The organism is Klebsiella sp. JN_Kp126 (assembly GCF_033843325.1).
Classification (GTDB): domain Bacteria; phylum Pseudomonadota; class Gammaproteobacteria; order Enterobacterales; family Enterobacteriaceae; genus Klebsiella; species Klebsiella michiganensis.
Genome location: NZ_JAWXQV010000069.1, coordinates 1 through 22,728, shown reverse-complemented (window position 1 = coordinate 22,728; position 22,728 = coordinate 1). Strand labels below are relative to the sequence as shown.

Annotated in this window: 20 protein-coding genes; 2 read left to right on the top strand and 18 right to left on the bottom strand. The window is 58.0% G+C overall.

The features are described 5' to 3' along the window. Positions 1 to 664: 664 nt before the first annotated feature. On the top strand, positions 665 to 982 hold the full coding sequence (locus tag SIK97_RS16240; RefSeq protein WP_004098189.1) for a hypothetical protein: 318 nt from the start codon (positions 665 to 667) through the stop codon (positions 980 to 982). 39 nt (positions 983 to 1,021) lie between these two features. Here the strand turns inward: SIK97_RS16240 and SIK97_RS16235 are convergent, their stop codons facing one another. Genes SIK97_RS16235 through SIK97_RS16225 form a run of 3 tightly spaced genes read right to left on the bottom strand, consistent with a single transcriptional unit; the run spans position 1,022 to position 5,939 of the window. Further along, the gene (locus SIK97_RS16235) at positions 1,022 to 2,146 is read right to left on the bottom strand and encodes an ABC transporter permease (RefSeq protein ID WP_057173042.1); all 1,125 of its coding nucleotides are present in this window, start codon (positions 2,144 to 2,146) and stop codon (positions 1,022 to 1,024) included. Continuing rightward, positions 2,146 to 4,875, bottom strand: coding sequence for a ribosome-associated ATPase/putative transporter RbbA (gene rbbA / locus SIK97_RS16230; protein WP_057173041.1), 2,730 nt, complete (start codon positions 4,873 to 4,875; stop codon positions 2,146 to 2,148). Before rbbA ends, SIK97_RS16235 begins: the two co-directional genes overlap by 1 nt. Next, the gene (locus tag SIK97_RS16225) at positions 4,872 to 5,939 is read right to left on the bottom strand and encodes an HlyD family secretion protein (protein ID WP_004098195.1); all 1,068 of its coding nucleotides are present in this window, start codon (positions 5,937 to 5,939) and stop codon (positions 4,872 to 4,874) included. Before SIK97_RS16225 ends, rbbA begins: the two co-directional genes overlap by 4 nt. A 533-nt stretch (positions 5,940 to 6,472) precedes the next feature. Between SIK97_RS16225 and SIK97_RS16220 the strand changes: the two genes are divergently transcribed. Continuing rightward, positions 6,473 to 7,870 (top strand): diguanylate cyclase, encoded by a 1,398-nt coding sequence (locus SIK97_RS16220; RefSeq protein WP_047724642.1) that lies wholly within the window; start codon positions 6,473 to 6,475, stop codon positions 7,868 to 7,870. 152 nt (positions 7,871 to 8,022) lie between these two features. On the opposite strand, the gene trpS is transcribed toward SIK97_RS16220, so the two are convergent. From trpS to SIK97_RS16145, 15 genes are all read right to left on the bottom strand, one after another. Next, a complete protein-coding gene (gene trpS, locus SIK97_RS16215) occupies positions 8,023 to 9,030 on the bottom strand; it encodes a tryptophan--tRNA ligase (protein ID WP_014227742.1) in 1,008 nt (335 codons plus the stop codon). Between the two features lie 206 nt (positions 9,031 to 9,236). Beyond that, the gene (gene mtr, locus SIK97_RS16210) at positions 9,237 to 10,493 is read right to left on the bottom strand and encodes a tryptophan permease (protein WP_025108468.1); all 1,257 of its coding nucleotides are present in this window, start codon (positions 10,491 to 10,493) and stop codon (positions 9,237 to 9,239) included. 138 nt (positions 10,494 to 10,631) lie between these two features. After that, positions 10,632 to 12,020, bottom strand: a complete 1,389-nt coding sequence (gene tnaA / locus SIK97_RS16205) for a tryptophanase (protein WP_057173040.1) — start codon at positions 12,018 to 12,020, stop codon at positions 10,632 to 10,634. Positions 12,021 to 12,143: 123 nt separating this feature from the next. Beyond that, positions 12,144 to 12,239, bottom strand: a complete 96-nt coding sequence (gene tnaC, locus SIK97_RS16200; RefSeq protein WP_004098218.1) for a tryptophanase leader peptide — start codon at positions 12,237 to 12,239, stop codon at positions 12,144 to 12,146. Positions 12,240 to 12,480: 241 nt separating this feature from the next. After that, complete coding sequence (locus SIK97_RS16195) at positions 12,481 to 12,810, bottom strand: DMT family transporter (protein ID WP_004108688.1); 330 nt, start codon at positions 12,808 to 12,810, stop codon at positions 12,481 to 12,483. A 17-nt stretch (positions 12,811 to 12,827) separates the two neighbouring features. Beyond that, the gene (locus tag SIK97_RS16190; protein ID WP_014227744.1) at positions 12,828 to 13,241 is read right to left on the bottom strand and encodes a DMT family transporter; all 414 of its coding nucleotides are present in this window, start codon (positions 13,239 to 13,241) and stop codon (positions 12,828 to 12,830) included. Positions 13,242 to 13,260: 19 nt separating this feature from the next. Next, complete coding sequence (locus SIK97_RS16185) at positions 13,261 to 13,947, bottom strand: hypothetical protein (protein ID WP_009652892.1); 687 nt, start codon at positions 13,945 to 13,947, stop codon at positions 13,261 to 13,263. 12 nt (positions 13,948 to 13,959) lie between these two features. Further along, positions 13,960 to 14,580 carry a phosphate propanoyltransferase gene (locus tag SIK97_RS16180; RefSeq protein ID WP_004128477.1) on the bottom strand — a complete coding sequence of 207 codons (621 nt, stop codon included), beginning with the start codon at positions 14,578 to 14,580 and terminating at the stop codon, positions 13,960 to 13,962. Then, positions 14,577 to 14,999 carry a BMC domain-containing protein gene (locus tag SIK97_RS16175; RefSeq protein WP_004098223.1) on the bottom strand — a complete coding sequence of 141 codons (423 nt, stop codon included), beginning with the start codon at positions 14,997 to 14,999 and terminating at the stop codon, positions 14,577 to 14,579. The genes SIK97_RS16180 and SIK97_RS16175 overlap by 4 nt, the downstream gene beginning before the upstream one ends. 12 nt (positions 15,000 to 15,011) lie before the next feature. After that, positions 15,012 to 15,959, bottom strand: a complete 948-nt coding sequence (gene cutD, locus SIK97_RS16170; protein WP_057173039.1) for a choline TMA-lyase-activating enzyme — start codon at positions 15,957 to 15,959, stop codon at positions 15,012 to 15,014. A gap of 56 nt (positions 15,960 to 16,015) precedes the next feature. Next, positions 16,016 to 19,402, bottom strand: a complete 3,387-nt coding sequence (gene cutC, locus SIK97_RS16165) for a choline trimethylamine-lyase (RefSeq protein WP_057173038.1) — start codon at positions 19,400 to 19,402, stop codon at positions 16,016 to 16,018. Positions 19,403 to 19,427: 25 nt separating this feature from the next. Next, complete coding sequence (locus tag SIK97_RS16160) at positions 19,428 to 20,582, bottom strand: 1-propanol dehydrogenase PduQ (RefSeq protein ID WP_014837305.1); 1,155 nt, start codon at positions 20,580 to 20,582, stop codon at positions 19,428 to 19,430. A gap of 15 nt (positions 20,583 to 20,597) precedes the next feature. After that, entirely contained in the window at positions 20,598 to 20,855 is a 258-nt protein-coding gene (locus tag SIK97_RS16155; protein ID WP_004098229.1) for a EutN/CcmL family microcompartment protein, read from the bottom strand. Between the two features lie 26 nt (positions 20,856 to 20,881). Continuing rightward, positions 20,882 to 22,486: an acetaldehyde dehydrogenase (acetylating) gene (locus tag SIK97_RS16150; RefSeq protein WP_057173037.1), complete on the bottom strand. Its 1,605-nt coding sequence runs from the start codon at positions 22,484 to 22,486 to the stop codon at positions 20,882 to 20,884. Positions 22,487 to 22,539: 53 nt separating this feature from the next. Next, on the bottom strand, positions 22,540 to 22,728 hold a 189-nt coding region (locus SIK97_RS16145), incomplete at its 5' end, for a BMC domain-containing protein (RefSeq protein ID WP_049077233.1).

Sequence of the window (22,728 nt, the reverse complement as noted above, 5' to 3'; positions counted from 1 at the left end):
AAACAAGTGAAGAGCCCATCCTGACGGATGGGCTTTTTGCGTTTTTGTCGTCTGAGAAATCCGTATTAAAGCCCGGCAGGGATCCTTTACCAGACCTTTGTCATGATAGGGCATCCGCAGCACTTAAGCGAAATAAGTATATATCGCTTTGAAATAAAAGGTTTTTTGTACTTTACCTGGCGTCACAACGAGAACGATGTATCGTGCGGAGAGGTTGCCGGCAAAACCACTGAAAGCCGTGACGGCGAATAGCATAGATCTATTTAAACCCAATTATTTATCGAAAACTCATCTACAAAGAATTTATTTTGTGAATAAAATAATTAGCATGAACGTTATATGAAAATAAAAATAGAGATAAACGCGTTTCTGAATATTTAACAGGAATTATATTAAGAATATTACCCGCATAACGCTTAAGTTATTCTAAAGTCATCAGGTTAACAAATAGATACGAAACCCTCTCCCCTGCCGAGCACACAGGCATAACAGCTGGACTTTTTCTGCGAAATGACTTAGTGTCCTTAACACTTTGTTAACTCGATCTGGTTTAAGTTAATTCAAATTTGCTAAAAACATAGGGTGCATTGCCTGTATGGAAGCTAACCCGGTAACGTCTTTTGACGAATAGTGCATGTTACCGGCTGGCAATATGAGAATATAAATGAAATTTCTGATTAACTGGCCTCCTTTGCGCCAACTGATACATTATATCCGGGAGCGTTTTACCTTTCTGGTCCTGCTCTGCTGGCCGGCGATCATCTGGCTGGTTTGCCGGGCGCTTGTCTGGTTAACGGATGGATTAATGGTTCTTCTGGGTAAACCCACCGACCACTCGTTTACCGTGTATCTTCAGCCGCTTATGACGCTAAGTGCGCTGCTGAGAATTTCCGTCAGCTGGGTGCTGCTGCTGTTTATCCTGTTCAGCATGGCGATGGGATTCACCTGGGCTCTGCGGCGCTTTATGAATCGTCATAAATAGCGCCGATGCCGCGACCGGCAGAGCGACATCGGTATTGCCTCAGGCCATTTTCCCGATCGTCTTACGAAAACGCAGTAGGGCGATAGTAAAAAACACGCCACCGATAGCCAGCAGCGTCAGAAACTGCGGCCAGACGATAGAGAAATCAGCGCCTCGATAAAGAATGGCCTGCGCCAGGCTGACAAAGTGGGTCGTCGGCATGGTGAGCATAATATCCTGTACAGCCTGCGGCATACTTTCCCGGGGCGTGGAGCCGCCGGAAAGCATCTGCAGCGGCAAAAGCACCAGAATCATCAGCAGCCCCAGCTGCGGCATGGAACGCGCCACCGTGCCCATAAAAATGCCGATTGAGGTAGTGGCAAACAGGCTCAGGGCCACCCCAAGCATAAAGAGCGGTATCGAGCCTTCTATCGGTACCTGCAGCACGCCCTGAACCATCAGGATCAGGGAGAGTCCGGAAACTACCAGCACCACCAGCCCCATTGACCATATCTTCGCCATCATGATTTCAAACGGCGTGACCGGCATAACCAGCAGGTGCTCCACGGTACCATGTTCCCGCTCGCGTATCAGCGCCGAGCCGGTCAGCACGATCGCCAGCATGGTGATATTGTTGATAATTGCCATGACGGCGCCGAAACGCTCCTGCTCCAGGTTCGGGTTAAAACGCATCCTGACGGCCAGCTCAACCGGCAGCGTACCGTTGTCCCGGTAGCGGGCGACAAAGCTGTTCACCTCGCCGGTGACGATATTCTGGATATAGCTATTGCCGGTAAACGCCTGGCTCATTCGCGTCGCGTCGACGTTAACCTGTAGCTCGGGCTGGCGTCCGGCCAGAACATCGCGCTGGAAATCCGGCGGAATATTGATGGCGAAAGTATAGCGCCCCGCATCCAGTCCGGCGTCCATCTCATCAGCGGTAATCAGCTCCGGCGGCAAAAACCAGGGCCGGTAAAAACCATTGATAATACGCGATGAAAGCTGCGACTTATCCATGTCGGCAATAGCGATGGGCGCCAGATGCAGCGAACCCGGCATAACGGTCGCGGAGGAGTAAACCGAGACGGTAAAAGCAAAGACAATCAACGTCAGCATCGCTTTATCGTCCAGCAGGCTGCGTAGCTCTTTCATCCCCAAATTATAAATATTGCGTAATCCGCGCATTATCCCTCCTGTTTTTTCAACAGCCACACGCTCAGGCCCAGCACCAGCGGAACCGCGATAAGCAGCGGAATAAAGGATCCCCACAGGTCGGTCAGATTCAGCGCTTTGGAAAACGTTCCTCGCGCGATGGTCAGAAAGTGGCTGGTTGGATAAATCTGGCCAATCCAGCGCCCGGGTCCTTCCAGCGAGGCGACGGGGTCGATCATCCCGGAAAACTGCGTCGCCGGGATAAGCGTAATGATCGCGGTGCCGAAAATCGCCGCAATCTGGCTTTTCATAAAGGTTGAAATCAGCAGGCCAAGCCCGGTGGCGATAGTGACGTAGAGCAGCGCGGCGAGGGTGAGCGTCAGAAAACTCCCTTTGTGCGGTACGCCAAAAACAAAGACCGACAGCGCGCAGAGCAGGAAGAAGTTGAACATCCCCAGCATGATATACGGCACCTGTTTACCCAGCAGAAATTCGCTGCGGGTGGTTGGCGTCACGTACAGATTGATGATTGAACCAAGCTCTTTCTCGCGGACCACGCTGAGCGCGCTGAGCATCGCCGGGATCATCATCAACAGCAGCGGAATCACCGCCGGTACAATCGCCGGCAGGCTCTTCACATCCGGGTTATAGCGATAGCGGGTCTCGATGGAAATCAGTGAAGTATCGCGATTGGGGCTGGCCTGGCGACCGGCCATCTCCTGCAGCCAGGCCAGATGCATGGCCTGCACATAGCCGCGCACCGTCTCCGCGCGGTTCGGCATCGCACCGTCCACCCACACGCCAATCTGCACCGGCGTTCCCCGGGCGATATCGCGGCCAAAATTAGGCGGAATTTCAATCGCTACCGCCAGCTCGCCGTTGCGCATTCTTCTGTCCAGTTCGCTATAGCTTTGCAGCGGCGGCTGTTCGATGAAGTAGCGTGAGCCGGCGATATTTTGCGACCAGCCCTGGCTGTTGATGGTCTGGTCGCGGTCGAGCACCGCAAACCGCAGATCTTCGACGTCCATACTGATCCCATAGCCCATAATAAACATCAGGATCACGGTGCCGAGCAGTGCCAGGGTCGATCGCACCGGATCGCGGCGCAGCTCAAGAGCTTCGCGGCGGCTGTAGCTAAACAGGCGCTGCAGGCTGAACGCCTGACGCGGCGCCACGCTTTCGGCTTTATGTTCCATCGCGGGAACCGGTGCAGCCTGCGCATCAGGCGGCTGCGCGGCATCCGCCGCTTCCTGTAGCCAGGCGATAAACGCCTCTTCAAGGCTGGCCGATCCGCGCTGCTCCACCAGCGCCTGCGGCGTATCGCTGGCCAGCACTTTTCCGGCATGCATCAGCGAAATGCGATCGCAGCGTTCCGCTTCATTCATAAAGTGGGTGGAGATAAAAATGGTCACCCGGTCCTGACGCGCAAGATCGACCATCAGCTGCCAGAACATGTCCCGGGCTACCGGATCGACGCCGGAGGTGGGTTCATCAAGGATTAACATTTCCGGGCGGTGGATCACCGCGACCGCCAGCGAGAGGCGCTGGCGGATACCTAGCGGCAGCGAAGCGGGCAGGGAGTCCTCAACCTCTTCCAGCATAAAGCGCTGGCTCATTTCGGCGATCCGCCCCGGGATCTCCGCATCCGGGATGTGGAACAGGCGGGCATGCAGCTCGAGGTTTTGCCGTACGGTCAGTTCGCTATAGAGGGAGAAGGCCTGCGACATATAGCCAACGCGGCGGCGGGTTTCGATATCCCTGGGGTCGACCGGCTGGCCAAACAGCCACGCCTCGCCTTCGCTGGCCGGTAGCAGCCCGGTCAGCATTTTCATGGTCGTTGATTTGCCGCAGCCGTTTGAGCCGAGGAAGCCGAAAATCTCGCCGCGGGCAATGCGAAAGTTGACGTGGTCAACGGCGACAAATTGACCGAAGCGCATCGTTAGCCCGCGCGCTTCAATCGCAACTTCGCTTTCGTCAGCATTGCGCGGCGGGATGATCACCTCTTTATGCGCCAGGCGCTGGGCTTCGGGAAGCAGGGCGATAAAGGCCTGTTCCAGCGTCTGACTCGCCGTGTGCGCTTTAAGCTCATCGGCGCTGCCGGTCGCCAGAACTTCCCCCGCGTTCATGGCCACCAGCCAGTCAAAGCGCTCCGCCTCCTCCATGTAAGCGGTGGCGACCAGGACGCTCATCTCCGGCTGACGCTGGCGGATGCTGTCGATCAGATCCCAAAACTGCGCCCGCGAGAGAGGATCGACGCCGGTGGTGGGTTCATCGAGGATCAGCAACTGCGGGTCGTGAATGAGCGCGCAGCACAGGCCGAGCTTTTGCTTCATCCCCCCGGAGAGTTTTCCTGCCGGGCGGTCGCGAAACGGCGCCAGGCCGGTACTCTGGAGCAGCTCATTGATGCGGATGTCGCGTTCGGCTTTATCATGGCCGAACAGACGGGCGAAGAAATCGACGTTTTCATAGACCGACAGGGTATGGTAGAGGTTCTTCCCCAGCCCCTGGGGCATCCAGGCGATTTTCGGGCAGACGTCCTGGCGATGACGTACCTCGCTCATATCGCCGCCGAGCACCATAATGTTGCCGTGCTCAATCACGCGCGCGCCGGAGATCAGCGATAGCAGGCTGGACTTGCCCACGCCGTCGGGCCCGATCAGGCCCACCATACGGCGAGCGGGAATGCTCAGCGTAATGTCCTTCAGCGCGACGGTTGCGCCAAAGTGCTGGCTGACGTTTTCCAGGCGGGCGACGGTTTTCATTGCGGCAACCTCACCGTCAGCGCTTCAGGCCACGCCTGCTGGTTATCCAGGCGGACCCAGGCCATCCCGGGCAGGCCGGTCTTCACATACTCCAGATGCTCCGCCAGCAGCTCTGGCGGAATACGGGCTTTTACGCGGAACATCAGCTTCAGCCGTTCATCGCTGGTTTCCACCGTTTTAGGCGTAAACTGCGCCACGCTGGCGACAAAACTGATATTGGCGGGGATCACCAGATTCGGCGCGGCATCGAGGATAATTCGCGCTTCGCTGCCCAGCGCCAGCAGACCCGCCTGCTCGGTAGGCAGGAAGAAGGTCATATAGACATCGGATAAATCGACCATATTCAGCACCCGGCCGCCCGCCGCCAGCACCTCTCCCGGTTCGGCGACGCGGTACTGAATGCGGCCATCGCGCGGGGCTTTCAGCTCGCTATCGTCGATATCGGCGATAATCCGCCGTTCGGTCGCCTGGGCGGCCTCGACCCGGGTTTGCGCCTGAATGATGCTGGTGCGCGCCGCCTCAATCGCGGCCCTGGCGGCAGAGACCTGCGCTTTGGCGGATTCCAGCGCCGCCCTGGCGCTTTCTGCCGCCGCCTGGTCGTCATCCAGCTGCTGCGCGGAGACCGCGCCGCGCTGCGAGAGCGTGCTGGAGCGGACGTGACGTTTAGCCGAGGAGTTCAGCTCCGCCTGCCGCTGCTTCACCACCGCTTCCGTAGCGCGCATTTCGCTTTGGCGCTGGTCGAGCAGGGCTTTCGCGGCGGCAATCGCGCTCTCTGCTTCCTTGATTTGCGCGGCGGCCTCCAGCCGTTGTTCGTTGAGTACCCGGGTGTCCATACGGGCCAGCACGTCGCCCTGGCGAACAAACTGCCCCTCTTTGACCAGGATGGTGTCGATACGCCCGGCGGTTTTGGTGGCGATATCGACTTCAGTGGCTTCAATCCTGCCGTTACTGCTGGCAAAACCCTCAGGAATTCCCGGTGGGCGCAGCATCCACCATGCCGCTGCGGCAATCACCACCGCTAAACCAATAACGTATCCAACCCAACGCCGTTTGATTTTGTCCATACGCGACTCGCTTTGTTCCATAGGCTGAGTGGTGCGCGCTTCTCCTCCGCATGGCGGAGTTTCGTCTCTTCAGGGAAGGGAGAAATCGGGGATAAGGCCGACCGGCGCAGGGAGCCTGCAGCGCTGCTAACCGGTCAGAAAGAGGTGCGATCAATGTGGTCATCATCAGCAATCCTCGCCTTAAATGAAACACGCATATTTATTGCTACCGTCAATGTCATACTAACACCCGCAATGAGTATGTCCATATACAAAGCAGGGTCTTGTTGTCGGGTTAACATAAAAACAGCGAGGAGCGCGATGGAACAATATTACCCATAATGCCTATTGGGGTTAATGCTCCGGATACCGGCGCAGATAATCTTAATCGTTCTTCATTAAATCATCGTACATATAAGCTATTCCTTAGCGCTAATAACCAGAGGATATTATTCCCTGGCGACTGGCGCATTTTTAATCTGGTTGCCCCAGGAGAACTGTTGTATGATCGGCGGCCCTGAAAATACACTCACGCCGGGCGAGCGCTTTATTCAATGAAAGATGAAAGCCAAAAATATATCTCGATTATTTTTAAGGAGTGGTTGCCGCTGTACGACAGCCTGACGCCGGAAGTGAGGGCGGTACTTAAAAATATCGCCGGGCAGCAGGCGGAGGCGTTAGCGACCCGTTTTTATGATTTTATTTTCCAGGACCCGGACATTGCGCGGCACCTTAGCTATGACTTAGTTCAGGAGCGGCTCAGCAGCTCGCTGGCCGGGTGGGTGAAAGATATCCTGATGTGCGATAAGGAAAATCTGCAGGCGCTGGCGGAGCGGCAGTACCTGATCGGCAGCATCCATTCACGCATTGGTATCCCGGCAGAGGCGGTACTGCGCGGCGCGCGCCAGCTGAAAGCCGGGCTGATTGAAAATATCCGCGATAGCCAGCTCGATCGCGAGACCAGCGTTGCCGCCATCTACTACGCCATCATGGCCATTAACATGGCGGTAGAAATGATGTGCCACGCCTATACCCTGTCGCACTATCGGGCGACGAAAAATGAAGAAGCGTACCGCCTGTATAGCCTGATGGATAACGTGCCGCTGGAATATGGCAAACAGCAGGCCTCGCTCTCCGGATGGGAAAATACCGCTATTTTTAATATCGTTAGCGATAATAAAAGCGATATTAACGGAGCGTTATTATCTGATTCTGAATTTGGCCTGTGGTTCCGCCATAAATGCGTGCGTTATTTTAACAAAAATCCGCAAATGCAGGAAATCGCCGACTTAATTAGCAAGGTGGATGCGCTGTTATCCGCCTGGAAATCCTCGTCTGAGGGTTCTGAGTATAAAAACACGCAGGCTTTGCTGCAGGGGATCCATATCCATTGCCAGCAGATCGGCAGCCAGATGGGGGTGCTGTTTAGCAGCCTGTCGCAGATGCAAAGCGGTAAGGATACGCTGACCAGCCTGCTTAACCGCCGCTATCTGCCGGTTGTCCTCAAGCATGAAGTGACGCTGGCGATGGAATATGAACTGCCGATGACGGTGGCGATTATCGACATCGACCACTTTAAAGAGATCAATGATAGCTGGGGGCACATGGTCGGCGACCGGGCGATTAAGCACGTTGCGGAGCTGCTCAGCGATAATATTCGATCCAGCGATTATATCTTCCGCTACGGCGGCGAGGAGTTTCTGCTGGTGCTGGTGGAGACCGGCGCCGCGGAAGCCTTTACGATCCTTGAACGGCTGCGTAAAAAAATCAGCCAGCTGGCGTTTAGCGTTGGCGCTGACAATGAGATTTCGATTACCGCCAGCATCGGCTACGCCGTCCACACCGGTCATCCGGATTACAATCTGCTGCTGCGCGATGCCGACAGCGCGCTGTACGTCGCCAAGCGCGATGGGCGCAACTGCGTGAAGCTGCATGAAGGCGGCGGCAACTAAGCTGCCGGGTCCTTCCCGGAGGCGGCGCGCTGCGCCTGTCCGGGCTACCGGATCGCAGACGGCTGTGAACCTGTAGCCCGGGCAAGGCGCCTCAGGCGCCGCCCCCGGGAGAGATGTGGCAGCGGATTTCAGTGCGGAGAGATCGCCGCGCCTCAAAACAGCACCGGTAGCCCCAGGCCGCGTTTTACTTCATGCAGCGTCCGTTGCGTCAGTTCGTGCGCCCGCTCGCTTCCCCGGCGCAGCAGCGCCAGCAGCATGCCTTTATCCTGAATATAGGTCGCCCGGCGTTCGCGTATCGGCGCCAGCAGCTCCTGTAAGCAGGTCTCCAGCGCGTTTTTGCACTGCCTGTCTCCCAGCCCTCCGCGCCGATAATGGGCTTTCATCTCGGCAACGAAGGTCTTATCAGCATGAAAGGCGTCGAGATAAGTGAAGACCACGTTGCCTTCTGTCTGACCCGGGTCGGCGACCCGCAGGTGATTCGGGTCGGTATACATGGCGCTGACCGCGCGGTGGATCTCCTCTTCGCTGGCCGAAAGGGTGAGCGTGTTTCCCAGCGATTTCGACATTTTGGCGTTGCCATCGATGCCCGGCAGGCGGCTGACGTCGCTGAGCAGCGCTTTGCAGTGCCGTAAGATCGGCGTCGTCGTCAGGCTATTCATTTTGTGCACGATCTCATTGGTCTGTTCAATCATCGGTAGCTGATCGTCGCCAACCGGCACTAGTTCGGCCTTAAAGGCGGTGATATCGGCGGCCTGGCTTATGGGATAGGCTAAAAATCCCACCGGCAGCGAGCGGGAAAATCCCTTCTGGGCGATTTCATTTTTCACCGTCGGATTGCGTTCAACCCGGGCAACGGTGACGATATTCATATACAGCGCGCTGAGTTCGGCCAGCGCCGGCAGGGCGGATTGCAGGCAAATGGTGGTCTTCTGCGGATCGATGCCGACGGCGAGATAATCGGCCATCACCTCAAGGATATTGCTGCTGATTTTTTGCGGGTTGCTGCCGTTGTCGGTCAGTCCCTGGAGATCCGCGACGAGGATAAACTGCTGGTGGTCGTGCTGGAGCAGCACGCGCTGGCGCAGGGAACCGACGTAGTGGCCGAGGTGCAGCTGGCCGGTAGGACGGTCGCCGGTCAGGATCGTTTGGCTGGTGTTCATGAGTGACTCCTTAGGATGCTATCAGGCCGAAGGGCGACACTCAGAAACAACAAAGCCGCCTTCCGGCGGCTTTGAATAGAGGAAACGTCAAATCTTGCCGCCTGTTATGCAGGCAGCCACCAACGGCGGAGGTGAGAGATGACAACGTTTCTGTTCATCTTTTTATCCTGCCACGAAAAGCCGCGGCAGTAAAAGCCCTTTTTTATTCAGCGATAAACCGGCAGCAGGTTAAAGCTGGATAAAATATGAATTATTGCGTTGGCGCCGCCGAAGCACAAAATCAGGACAATCATGGCATTGCCGCCCCAGACCCGATAGTTCGGGCTGCCGAAACGCCTGCGCGAGGCGCGCGCCAGCAGGGCGGGGACGATAGCGGCCCAGACGGTGGCGGCGAGACCGGCGAAACCAATGGCGTAGATAAAACCGTTAGGCCACAGCAGCCCGCCGGCGATCGGCGGCAGAAAGGTCACCAGCGCGGTTTTAAACCGCCCCAGCCGACTATCGTCAAACTTAAACAGATCCGCCAGATAATCAAACAGGCCAAGAGTCACGCCCAGGAACGAGCTGGCGACGGCGAAGTTGGAAAAGACCGTCAGCAGTAAGTCCAGGGTCGAACTGTTCAGCAGGCCGCTTAAGGTCTGCACCAGCACGTCGATGTTGCCGCCTTTTTCGGCGATAGCGATAAACGCCGGGCGCGGAATATTGCCCATTGTGCCGACCAGCCAGATGATATACAGCACCAGCGCCATCAGCGTGCCGAGCAGCAGGCAGCGGCGAATGATAAGCGGATCTTTACCGTAGTACTTCATCAGGCTGGGGACGTTGCCGTGATAGCCAAAGGAGGCCAGGCAGAACGGCAGCGTCATCAGGACGTAGGGCAGATAGGACGCATTGACCTCCGCGCGGTTAAACAGAATCGCGGGCTCCACGTGCCACATCAGGCCGCCGAAGGTCATAAAGAAGGTGAGGATTTTGGCGCCCAGCACGATAGTCGTCATCCGGCTTACCGCTTTCGTACTTAGCCAGACGATAAAGGCGACCACCAGCGCGAACGCCAGCCCGCCCAGGCGTGCGGGAACCGCGAGGTTCATCTGCGCAAAAGTATGCTGAATAACTGAACCGCTTGCGGAAATATAGGCGTAGGTCAGGATATATAAAACAAAGGCGACGGTCAGGCCGTTAATAATATTCCAGCCGTTTCCCAGTAAATCCTTCGTAATCGTGTCGAAGCTGGCGCCAATATGATAATTGAGATTGGCTTCGAGGATCATTAACCCGGAATGCAGCATGCAAAACCAGGTAAAAATGAGCGCCAGCAGCGACCAGAAAAACCAGGCGCCGGACATCACCACCGGTAAAGAAAACATGCCTGCGCCAATAATCGTGCCGCCGATAATCATCGCTCCGCCAATCAGCGATGGGGTATTTGTTGAGACCGCTTTTGAGACTGATAGTGTAGCCATAAGGTGCATTCCTCACGTGGCTATATAGTAAATAACGGGCTGCGGGCAAACGGCTACCCGGCGCAACCCGAATAATTGAGCTTAAAGAGATGGATTTAAATTAATGGCGCTCCCGTTGCGAGAGCGCCAGGACGTTATTTATTTCACCGGTTTCAGTCTGGCGACGAAGTGGCGCAGTACCGGCGGTTCATAGGTGAAGGTCAGGCCCTTAATCGTGGCGGCGCGCGCCTTAACGGCGATCAGCGCATCAGCGATATAGTCCATATGATCGTTGGTATAAACCCGGCGCGGAATGGTCAGGCGCAGCAGCTCCATCGGCGACGCCTTCTGTTTGCCGGTTTGCGGGTCGCGGCCCAGCAGCAGGGAGCCGATTTCCACGCTGCGGATTCCCGCTTCCAGATACAGCTCGTTGTTTAGCGCGTGCGCCGGGAACTGCTCCGGTGGGATATGCGGCAGCAGCAGCTTAGCATCGACGAACACCGCATGGCCGCCGGTCGGATACTGAATCGGAATGCCGCCTTCGCGCAGGCGTTCGCCGAGGTATTCCACCTGATTGATGCGATAAGCGAGGTAATCCTCGTTGGTCCCTTCTTCCAGGCCGATAGCCAACGCCTCCATATCGCGCCCCGCCAGGCCGCCGTAGGTGACAAAGCCCTCCATCGGCACGCAGCGGATGCGCACTTCGTTGAACAGATCTTCGTCATCGCGGAAGCAGCAGAGTCCGCCGATATTCACCATCGGGTCTTTCTTGGCGGACATGGTTAGCATATCGCCGTACTGGTACATCTCAAGAATAATCTCTTTCACCGATTTATCGGCGTAGCCCTCTTCGCGCTGTTTAATAAACCAGGCGTTTTCGCAGAAGCGGGCGGAGTCGATCACCACCGGAATATTATTCTGGCGGGCAATCTGATACACCTCGCGCATATTCGCCAGCGATACCGGCTGGCCGCCGGAGCTGTTACAGGTGACGGTGGTAATAATCGCCGCCACGTTTTCCGCGCCGTGTTCGGCGATGGTCGATTTCAGCAAATCAATATCAAAGTTGCCTTTCCAGTCGTACCACGAGGTGGTATCGAAGGCTTTCGGCGTCACCACGTTAATGGCTTTTGCGCCGTTGAGCTCCACGTGCGCGGCGGTGGTATCGAAGTGGAAGTTGGAAATAAACACCGGATGCGCCGACTTGCGGCGAGCAATCAGGCTCGGGAACAGAATCTGCTCCGCGCCGCGCCCCTGATGGGTGGGAATGGTATACGGATAGCCGATAATCTCTTTGACCTTTTCGCACAGATGCTGATAGTTACGCGACCCGGCGTAGGCTTCGTCGCCCATCATCAGCCCGGCCCACTGATGATCGCTCATGGCGCCGGTGCCGGAGTCGGTCAGCAGGTCGATATACACGTCCTGGCTATTGAGCAAAAACGGGTTATAGCCCGCCTCTTCCAGCGCTTTGACGCGATCGTCAAAGGTAGTCATACGAATGTTTTCGACCATTTTAATGCGGAACGGCTCAGGGATACGTTTCATTTATTTTCTCCATGGGGATGCTGTGCCGCGTTTGGCTATTTGGCGACAAATAAAAAGCGCAACAAATAGCGACTAAACGCAGTGCTGAATTAATTTTTTTAGGGAGTGAACAGCAGCGGAGAATTAACGAGGGAAGTCGTTGGAGATGCGGTGATCTAAATTATACCAGTCGTCCAGGCCGCCCTGGGCAATGAGGCGATAAATCGATTTTTGCGTCATGACATCGTCCTCTGTGGGTGAAGGGATGCCATAAAAATAAGGTAAAATGAGAAAATAACCACGATTAAAATCACAAAAAATTATTTATCGATAAGCGGAGTATAAAAATTTGACGCTCGTCGTCTTTTTAGCGTTATTGATTAGCAGGCGATGGTTTTTTGTTTTTTTATTACGCCAATAACGGCTTATTGAGTGAGGTTTTTAGCGCCTTCACCGCAATCAATGAAGGCGCAGGCGGGACTTACATGCTGGAGAAGACGTTCATAATGATGCCGCCGGAGATGATCAGCACCATGGCGAGGATGGCCGGGATATCCGGTTTTTGCTTATAGAGGATCATCGAGCAAATCGTGACGCCGACGATACCAAAGCCGCACCACAGCGAGTAGGCGACGCCGACCGGAATGGTGCTCATCGCACGGGTGAGGGCGAAGTAGCACAGGCCGTAGGCGCAGACCACCAGCACCGACGGCGCCAGCTTGCTGAAGCCGTTGGTCTTTTTGATCATCGACGTGCCGGTGATTTCGGAGCCGATAGACAGCGCCAGCCATAAAAATCCGAGGTTAAACATATGTAATTCCTTTTCTGTTAGTTGGCGACTTTTTTGTCCAGAGATGCAGCGGCCGGCTGCGCGGGCGCTTCCTCGCTCTCTTCGCTACCCATTTTGGAAAACAGGTTCATGATCACGATCCCGCTGGCGATAACCGCCATACCGATAATGGCGGCGGTGTCCGGGTGCTGGCCGTAAAACGCCATTCCCAGCGTCGATACCACGAGAATGCCGGTACCGGACCAGGTGGCGTAGGCCAGACCGACGGGAATATCCTTCACCGCGCGGGATAGCGAGTAGTAGCAGGTGCAGTACAGCAGCACCAGCAGCCCGAGCAGCAGCATTTTGCTCATCCCTTCACTGCTGCCGAACATTTTGAGGGTGGAGGTAGCTGAGGTTTCGGAAACGATAACCAGCAGCATCCATAGCCAACACTTTGTTTTTGAAGACATAAGTTAAACTCCGGGTTTACTATTTAAGGTAAGGTTCTTTTTTTCTGTTTTTTAAAAAATCGATAGCGGCATCGGTCAACTGCGCTTCAGGAGCACAGGCCAGCGCCGGATTATTCACCACGTCTGTGACAGTGAGATAACGCCGCGGACCGCTCGCCGACGGCGCCGCCGCTTCGCGACCCGACGCCAGCTTCTCCAGCAATTCGTTCATGGTGCACAGCGCGATGCCGCATTCGGCCAGGCGGGCCAGCGTGGCCTGCATATGTCCGGCGTAAGCGCTATCAGGCTGCGCCCCGCGCAGCTGGTTAAGCTCGCTGGCGGGATCGCAGTGATAGCGCAGCGCCAGCACCGGCAGGCCGCTCAGCAGGGCATCGTGCACGCGGCGGGCAACCGGACCGTGCAGGGAACCCTTCACCAGATCCGCTGCCAGCGGGTAGTCGAGAAACGGCAGCAGCAGCGCCTTATACGAGGCCGAAGGCAGCTCCTGTTGCCAGTCGGCCGCCGGCAGCGTTTTACCGATAGCCCGCCACTGCTCGCCGTCGTCAATCCCGCTATCCAGCGCCAGGTGCAGGCTCTCGCCGCAGCCGGCCAGCCGCTGGCGAATAGCGTGCCGGTAGCCCGCCGCGGCGGTCACCATCACCAGTACCGGCGGCCGCAGACGCTGGATAATGCGTTCAACCAAGTCTTCCATCTGTTGGTCGGTCATGGCGAGCCTCCGTTAGCCGATGAGCGTGACCTGCGCGCCGTTTTTCAAGCCGGCGGCGTTGGCCTCTTCGGTATCAATATGAAACTCCAGCGCAAAGTCTTCGCGTACCCGCACCACCACTTCATCGAAGGTCAGCTGGCGTTCGCCGTCGCTGCGGACGCTAACCTTCTGGCCGTTGGCGACGTTCAGCTGGCGGGCATCCTGCGGCGACATATGGATATGCCGCCAGGCGCAGATCACCTGCGATCGCAGTTCAACGTGGCCTGCCGGGCCGATCAGCAGCGCGCTGCCCGCGTTCTCCAGCTGGCCGGATTCGCGAACCGGCGCTTTGATGCCGAGGGTAAAGCAGTCGGCGCGGGAGATTTCCAGCTGCGATACCGGGCGGGTTGGGCCGAGGACGCGCACCTGGGTGAGCGAGCCCTTCGGACCGACCACGGTGACGCACTCCTGGGCCGCGAACTGCCCCGGCTGGCGCAGCGGCTTAAACGGCGTCAGGACGTAGCCCTTGCCAAACAGCGCTTCGACGTCCTGCTGCGCCAGATGGACGTGGCGGTTAGAGATGCCGACCGGGATAGCCGGAGCAGCGTGGCTCAGGCGGGCGGCGATTTTTTCATGGAGCAGGGTGTCGATCATGCCTTCTTCCCTTTCCTCATCGCCGCGTTTTTATCTTCCGTCGGCGCAGGCGCGGCGGCGGGTTCAGTGGGTTCCCTTGTTTCTACAGCGGCGGGCGCGACGGCTTCAGCCTCAAGCGGCGCGGCAGCTTCCGCGCGCGGCGGACGGCCTTTCAGGGTGCTGAGGGCGTCCACGACGCTGCGCTCCGGACGGGCGATCGTCAGGGATTTGACCTGCGGGTCGATGAGCGCGGCGACGGCCACGCCGCGTTCGATAGCGGTGTGAATCGCGCTGATCTCCCCTTCAAAGCAGACGCTCACCAGCCCCGAACCGACTTTGCGGTAGCCAATGCAGGACACGCCTGCGCTTTTGCAGGCGGCATCCACGGCCTGAACGGCGGCAACTAACCCTCGCGTTTCAATTACGCCTAAACTTTTCATTGTCGGCTCCTGTTAATGGCGGACTAAGCGAATATCAAAATCAAACTGCGTGAAGAACGTTTCCAGCCGGTCTAACTCCTCGGCGGAATACGTTGGGTCCTGGGTAATGGGATAGGACATATCGAGGCGCTCATATTTTTTGCGCCCCAGCTGGTGGTACGGCAGCATATCGATGCGGCGGATATTTCCGCGCTTCGCCAGCTTTTGTACGTAATCAATGGCTCCGGTAATGGCATCGAACGAGTCGTTATAGCCGCGAACCAGCGGCATGCGGATAATGACGTTAGCGCCGGAGTCCACCAGCCACTCCAGGTTACGGCGAATGCCTTCGTTACCGATGCCAAATAACGCTTTATGGTGCTCGCTGTTAATTTGCTTAATATCGAATAAGAAGGTGTCGGTCACCGGCGCCAGCTTTTGATAATTGGCCAGCGGCGTGGTGCCCTGCGTTTCCACGGCGGTATTGAGCATCATCTTTTTGCATTCGCTAAAGAGCGCGACGGCAAAATCGGTCTGCAGGCTCATTTCCCCGCCGCCGATGGTGACGCCGCCGCCGGAGGAGATATAAAAGTCGTAGTCCTGCATGATGATCTCCATCAGTTCGCTGACGGTGACATCTTTGCCCATAATATCCAGCGCGTTCTGGGTGCAGATCTCTTCGCACTTGCGGCAGCCGATACAGTCTTTATTGCGGTTGACGAAATGCTTCATTTCGCCGTTTTCTTCCGCCCGATAATGAATTCCCGCCGGGCAGACGTTGACGCAGTCGCCGCAGTTAATGCATTTATCCTGTGAGAACATCACCTGAAACTGGCTATTCAGCCCTTCCGGGTTAGCGCACCACGGGCAGCGAATATTGCAGCCTTTGAAAAAAACCAGCGTGCGGATCCCATCGCCGTCATAGATCGAATATTTCTGAATATTGAATATTCGCCCGGTTAATTCTTGTTTTGCGCTCACACATACCTCCAGAAAAACGATCGGGACATCCGTGTCCAAAAACGTCCGTGTCTTTATCAGAACTTCTCGATGACCGTACGGCTGATAATCTCGTCCTGAACTTCTTTGCACAGCTCAACGAAGTAGGCGCTGTAGCCCGCGACGCGGACGATCAGGTCGCGGTATTTTTCCGGCTCCTGCTGGGCTTTTTTCAGCACTTCGTTATCGACATAGCTGAACTGCATCTGGCCGTTGCCGAGAATCGACGCGGTGCGCAGCAGGGTAATCAGGCCGTGACGACCTTCCGGGGTATCCAGCAGCCCTTTGAGGAACTTGAAGTTGTGCACCATGCCGATGTTCATGGTTTCGACGTTCATCTTGCTCACCGACTTGATGATCGCCGTCGGACCCTGCTTATCCGCGCCCTGAGTCGGGCTGATACCGTCGGAGAGCGGCATCCACGCCAGGCGACCGTTCGGCGTGGCGTTGGTCAGCTCGCCGATCGGCGTATTGTTGGAGATGGACAGGGTGCCGTGGCTCAGGGTGGAGTAGAGCATCTTGTACTTACGGCACTCGCGCTCGGTCCACTCGGTGATATCCAGCGCATACTGATCGACGTAGTTATCGTCGTTGCCGTATTTCGGCGCGTTGAGGCAGTCGCGGCGCAGGCCTTCAAAGCCTTCGAAGTTCGCCAGCAGCGCGTCGCGTACCTGCTCGAGGGTGTATTTCTTATCTTCAAACACCAGCTTACGAATCGCCGCCATGGAGTCGACGTAGGTCGCCAGACCGGAGAAGATCAGCCCCGGGCCGTGGTTGATCATCGCGCCGCCGGCGGCAACGTCTTTGCCTTTTTCCATGCAGCCTTCCACCAGCAGCGACATCAGCGGCTTCGGCGCCACGTCGCGGTGCACGCGCTGGCTGATGACCGTCCCGATCGCCGACAGGCGTACGATATGGGCGATCTGTTTTTTCACCGCCGCGTCGAAATCCTCGAAGGTGTGCAGGTCGCGCAGGTCGCCGGTATCCAGCCCCTGATAGCTGTCAAACAGCACCATCCGACCGCGGTTTAAAACGAACTCAATGGCGATGGGCCACTGGGTGTAGCCGGTGGAGGTCCACTGATAGATGCGGCCGGATTTCTGCGGCTCGACGCAGCCCATCAGGCAGTAGTCGCGGGCGTCTTCGAAATCGAAGCCTTTACGCAGCATCATCTTGATATGGGAGTCGTCGAAGTGGCAGGCCGGGAAGCCCATCCCCGCTTTGACGACGTCGACGATTTTTTCCATATACTTCTGCGGCGACTGGTTGTGAATACGGCAGGCCAGCGACGGCTGGTAAACCTTCACGAAGCGCACGGCGTCCATGATCAGGTAGGTCAGGTCGTTACAGGCATCGCCGCCGGAGCGCTTCTGACCGCCGACGGTCAGGTTGATAAACGGCTGATAGCCGGCGAAATATTTCGCCCCCAGCTCGCTGGACATCCACATCAGCTCGGCGCATTTGATGATAAACGCCTGCAGCAGCTCCAGCGCGGTGTCGTGAGTCAGGCGGCCTTCGCGGATATCGGCTTCAAACATCGGGTAGCAGTACTGGTCTACGCGTCCCAGGGACAGTCCGGTCTGGTTCTCTTCAATTTCAAACAGCGACTCCACGGTCCAGATGCTCTGCAGCGCTTCCTGCAGGGTTTTCGGCGGATTCGCCGGCACGTTCTGGTTCACCTCGGCGATGGTCAGCAGCTCGGCGCGGCGCTGGGCGTTCTGCTCAATCGCGGCCAGTTCGCGGGCGCGGGCGGCGATGCGGTGCGCGTAGTTAATCACCCCTTCGCAGGTTTCAATGGCCGCCTTGTAGTAGTAAATACGGTCGATATCTTCCGGGTTTTCCATGCTCAGGCTGGCGAGATGCGCCTCGGCGTCGGCTTTAATGCCGTTCATCCCTTTGGTAAACAGCAGCACGTCGTAGCCCGGGCAGGTGTCGCCGCCGCCGTTGATCTGGTGGTAGGAGAGGTCGCTGACGAAGGTCTCGCCGCTGAACGCCCATACGCCCGCTTCGCGGTACTGGGCTTCGCAGATTTCATCCAGCGAACGGCCTTCCCAGAACGGCACGATCTCTTCGCGGATGGTTTTTTTATCTGCTTCGCTGATCTCAAACGGATCCTGCGGACGGGTGCTCATGGTATCGAGTTCGTCGCGCACCCAGCGCCAGGCGATATCCGGCGAGAAGGCGCCCGCGCGCGGCTTGCCGCACGGATGACCGACGATCAGCTCATCGTCCTGAATCAGAATCGGCGCGGTTTCGCAGGCGTGGCGGAAGGCTTTGGCGCGCAGCAGAATCGTCGGCATGCCGGGGTTGGCTTTGACCACTTCGGTAAAGGCCAGCGCGCGGTAGATAGAGACGCTCGGGCGCACGGTCAGGTAGTGGTTACGCAGGCGCTGCATGCGCGGGGTCAGCCCTTCTGCTGCCGGCGTCTCGCCGGCGGCGGCAAACGGGGCGGCGGAAACGTGCTGGACGCCCTTGAACAAACGCACCGGCAGATGCAGGGCGCTCAGGTTGTGCTGCGCGCTGAGGAACATGTTGGAGAGTTCGTTAATGCGCGCGTTTTCAAGGCTTGCGCCGTGCAGCAGGGCGTCGAACATCGGATAACCGTCGATCGCGCAGGCGGCGCGCACTTCGCACAGCTCCGCCAGCTTGAACCACAGCGATTCGACGATTTCATACGCCTGCTGCGGGGAGAGCGCGCCGTTGTTGATATCGTGCTGGTAGTAAGGCAGCAGGGCTTTGTCGGCGCCTTCCGGGTTGACGGCGTAGCTGCCGTTATCGAGCTGGAGCGCCAGCTGGAACAGATAAAAGGCCTGGCACGCCTCTTTGAAGCTGCGCGCCGGATGCGCCGGAACGTGGTGCAGAATGGCGGCGCTGTCCAGCAGTTCCGCCCGGCGGTAAGCGTTGGTTTCCGCGGCGGCCAGCTGTTCCGCGCTGTTGGCCAGGTTTTGCGCCAGCGCCAGCAGGGCATCGCAGGCGTAGATGGCCGCACGGCAGCCGTTGACTTCATCCATGCCGCTGCGGCTGACGGCGCTGCCCAGCGCACGGGTTTTCTCTTCCAGCTGATGTTTTATCGCCAGCACGCCTTTTTCGATCACCAGCTTGTAATCCGGGGAGTCGAGATCGCTATTCAGGTTGAGGAACTGGAACGCGGACGGGCGACGGACGGCGCTCTCGTCGTGGAAAATCGCCCCGTGCGGTTTGCGGGTCTGGTTGCCGACGATCAGCTCGTCGGCGCTGATGCACAGCGGCAGCTGGCGCATCAGTTCATAGAAGCGGCGCGCCGGTTTGACGGCGGCGGGAACCCCGGCGATATCGCCATCAAGGGCGTTGAGCGTGGTGGCATGTTCGGTGCACAGGGTGCTTTTTTGTGAGAGTAAACGTTCTGCCAACACTTTGACGCGCGGCGTTAAGCTGTAGTGTGCCATAGGTAAGGTTCTCCAAATCTTGTTATCAGTGGCCCTGAACGGCGTTGCCGGTCCATGCCCGGCGATAGAGTTCGGTCAGTGCGTGAGCGTCCGGCGCGCGTGGGTTCGTCGGGGTACAGCTGTCGCGTAGCGCCTGGCCGACCATCTCCGCCAGCCGCTGTTCAAATTCGGCGGCAATGACGCCGGTATCACGAATGCCGGCCGGCATGCTCATCTCGTCTTTTAGCGCCTGAATGGCGACCAGCAGGCTGGCGACGCCCTGGCGGGTAGTGGCCGCGGGCAGATCCAGCAGATGGGCTAATCGGGCGTATTTGCGGGCAGCATCGGTATCGCACTGCCCGTGATAATCGGCGTTCCAGGCCACCACGTCCGCCATCAGCAGGGCGTTAGCGCGGCCGTGGGGGACGCGAAATACGCCGCCGAGCGCGTGGGCAAGGCTGTGGGTGATGCCCAGCGAGGCGTTGGTGAAAGCCATGCCCGCCATGCAGGAGGCGTTGTGCATCTTTTCCCGCGCCAGCAGGTCGCCACCGTTGCGCCAGCAGGTCGGCAGAAAGCGAAATACCTGCTGCACCACTTTCTCCGCCAGCGCATCGGAAAAGTCGCTGGCGGCGAGGGATACATAGGCTTCCAGCGCGTGACACAGCACGTCCATCCCGGTATCGGCGGTGATCGCCGGCGGCACCGAGGCCACCAGCGCCGGGTCAAGAATGGCGATATCCGGCAGCAGTGACGGGTCCACCAGCACCAGCTTCTCGGCGTGGGCTTTCACCACAGAAAAGGCGGTGACCTCAGAGCCGGTGCCGCTGGTGGTGGGGATCGCCACAAAGCAGGGCGGCTCGCGGTGAGCGTCCGGACGGGTTTGCGCCAGGGCGAAAATAACCGCTTTGGCTGCATCAATCACCGAACCGCCGCCCAGCGCGATAACCAGATCCGGATAGCTGTTATCCATCCGCTTCATACCGCGCACCACGGTGGCGATATCCGGGTCGGCCACCACGTCGTCCCAGACCTGGAAAGCGATGCCGCGCGCATTGAGGATCTGCGTGACGCGATCGGCGAGGCCAAACTTAACCATCGCCTGGTCAGTGACCAGCAGTACGTTGCGGGCGGGCAGCTCGTTCAGGATGGCAAGCGCATCCTGACCAAAGCGAATCCGGGGTTTCAGCAAAAATTCACTCATTGGGTTATTGACTCCTTAAGCGTCCCGAAACACGTTCTCGACAATGGCGACCACCGACATGGCCTTGTAGCGCTCTTTGTTGAGCGCCAGATACTCTTCGGCCAGCACGATGTCGTGCATACCTGCGCCGACGCTATCAACGGCAACCCAGGTCTGGTCTTTCATCGGCTGCTGGTCATCATCTAATTTGACGATCAGCAGCAGGTTGCTGCCCCTTAGCTCATCGCACTTCTGCGTGGCGACGACATGTCCGACTACCTTTGCGAGAATCATTGTTTTTATCGCCTTATATCAATGTGTTACTTACCAAGGCGTTCCAGCACCTGGCGGATGACGCGTTCCACGTTTTGCTCATTAATCTCGCTGTCCGCGCCGACGGCGGCGGCAGTCGCAAAGCGATCGTCGGCGCTGGCCGGGTGGGCTGCGGTGGCGGCGGTCGCCGGGGCGTTAAAACGCTCATCGTCGAAGATGCTGCGGTTCGGGCCGGCCGCCGGGCTGACGATGGTCGGCTGCGGTTCCGGGCGGCTGCCCGGCGCGCGCAGCTCATCGATGGAGCGCACGCCGTAGCCCACTTTGCGGATGTTGAGCAGGTTCATCGGCCCGACGTTGTCTGAGCTGGAGCCGCCGCCGACCGCGCCGCAGCCGAGGGTCAGGGCCGGGGTGATATTGGTGGTCGCGCCGATGCCGCCCAGCGCCGCCGGGGTGTTGATCAGAATGCGGTTAACCGGTTTTTCCAGGCAGAACTGGCGGATGACGTCCTGGTTGCGGGTGTGGATCACCAGCGTGTGGCCGAGGCCTTCGTTGGTCAGCAGCTCCACGACGCGGTGGCAGGCGGCTTTCCAGTCCTCTTCGACGTACAGGCCGAGTACCGGGCACAGTTTTTCCCGCGAGTAGGGGTTGGAATGCGATACCGTGGTCTGCGCGGCAATCAGCACCCGGGTGCTGGCCGGGACGCAGAAGCCGGCCATCTGGCTCAGATAGAGCGCGGTTTTACCCACCACTTTGGGGTTGATGGTGCCGTTGGGGCGCAGCAGCAGGGCTGCCATTTTCGCCGCTTCGCTTTCGTTCATGAAGTACGCGCCCTGGGCTTCCAGTTCGCGATGCACTTCGTCGTAGATACAGCGTTCGACGATAATCGACTGCTCGGAGGCGCAGATCACGCCGTTATCGAAGGTTTTACTGGTGATGATATCTTTCACCGCGTAGGGGATATCGGCGCTGCGTTCGATAAACGCCGGGCCGTTACCCGGACCGCCGCTGATGGTCGGCGTGCCGGACGCGTAGGCGGCGCGCACCATGCCTTCGCCGCCGGTCGCCAGGATCAGCGACACGTCTTTGCTGTGCATCAGCTCTGAGGTGGCTTCGAGGGTCAGCTGGCTAATGGCGTCGACGCTACCGGCAGGTGCCCCTGCCGCTTCCGCCGCGCGCTTCACGATTTCAATCGCTTTCCAGCTGCACTGGCGGGCGCCGGGATGCGGGGAGAAGATAATCGCGTTGCCGGCCTTCAGGGCAATCAGCGTTTTGTAGATGACGGTGGAGGTCGGGTTGGTCGACGGCACCAGCGCACAAATCACCCCCAGCGGCACGCCCACGTCCATCACTTTTTGTAGCGGATCGTCATGAATGATGCCGACGGTCTTCATATCTTTGATGGCGTCGTAGACGCGCAGCGAGGCGAAGCGGTTCTTCAGCACTTTGTCCTGCCAGTTGCCAAAACCGGTTTCTTCCGCGGCCATTTTCGCCAGCGCTTCGGCATGATGCGCCGCTTCCTGGGCCACGTTCTTCACGATGGCGTCGATTTGCTGCTGCGAAAAGGTGGCCAGAATCGCCTGCGCCTTTTTGGCATTGCGCACCAGCTCCCGGGCGTTCTGCCGGGACTGCAAATCGTTATCCAGTTCAATCATGAGTCTATCCTTCATCAGACTAAAAGAGTGGAGACGGGGCGCGCCCTGTCAGGTCATGCTTTGTGCTGCGCCGCGATTTTTTCGATGTCGTTATGCGGACGCGCGATGACGCGAGAGGTGACGACTTCGCCGATGCGTTTTGCCGCTTCCACGCCGGAATCCACCGCGGCATTCACCGCGCCGACGTCGCCTTTCACCATCGCGGTGACGAGGCCGGAGCCGACGTTTTCATAGCCAATCAG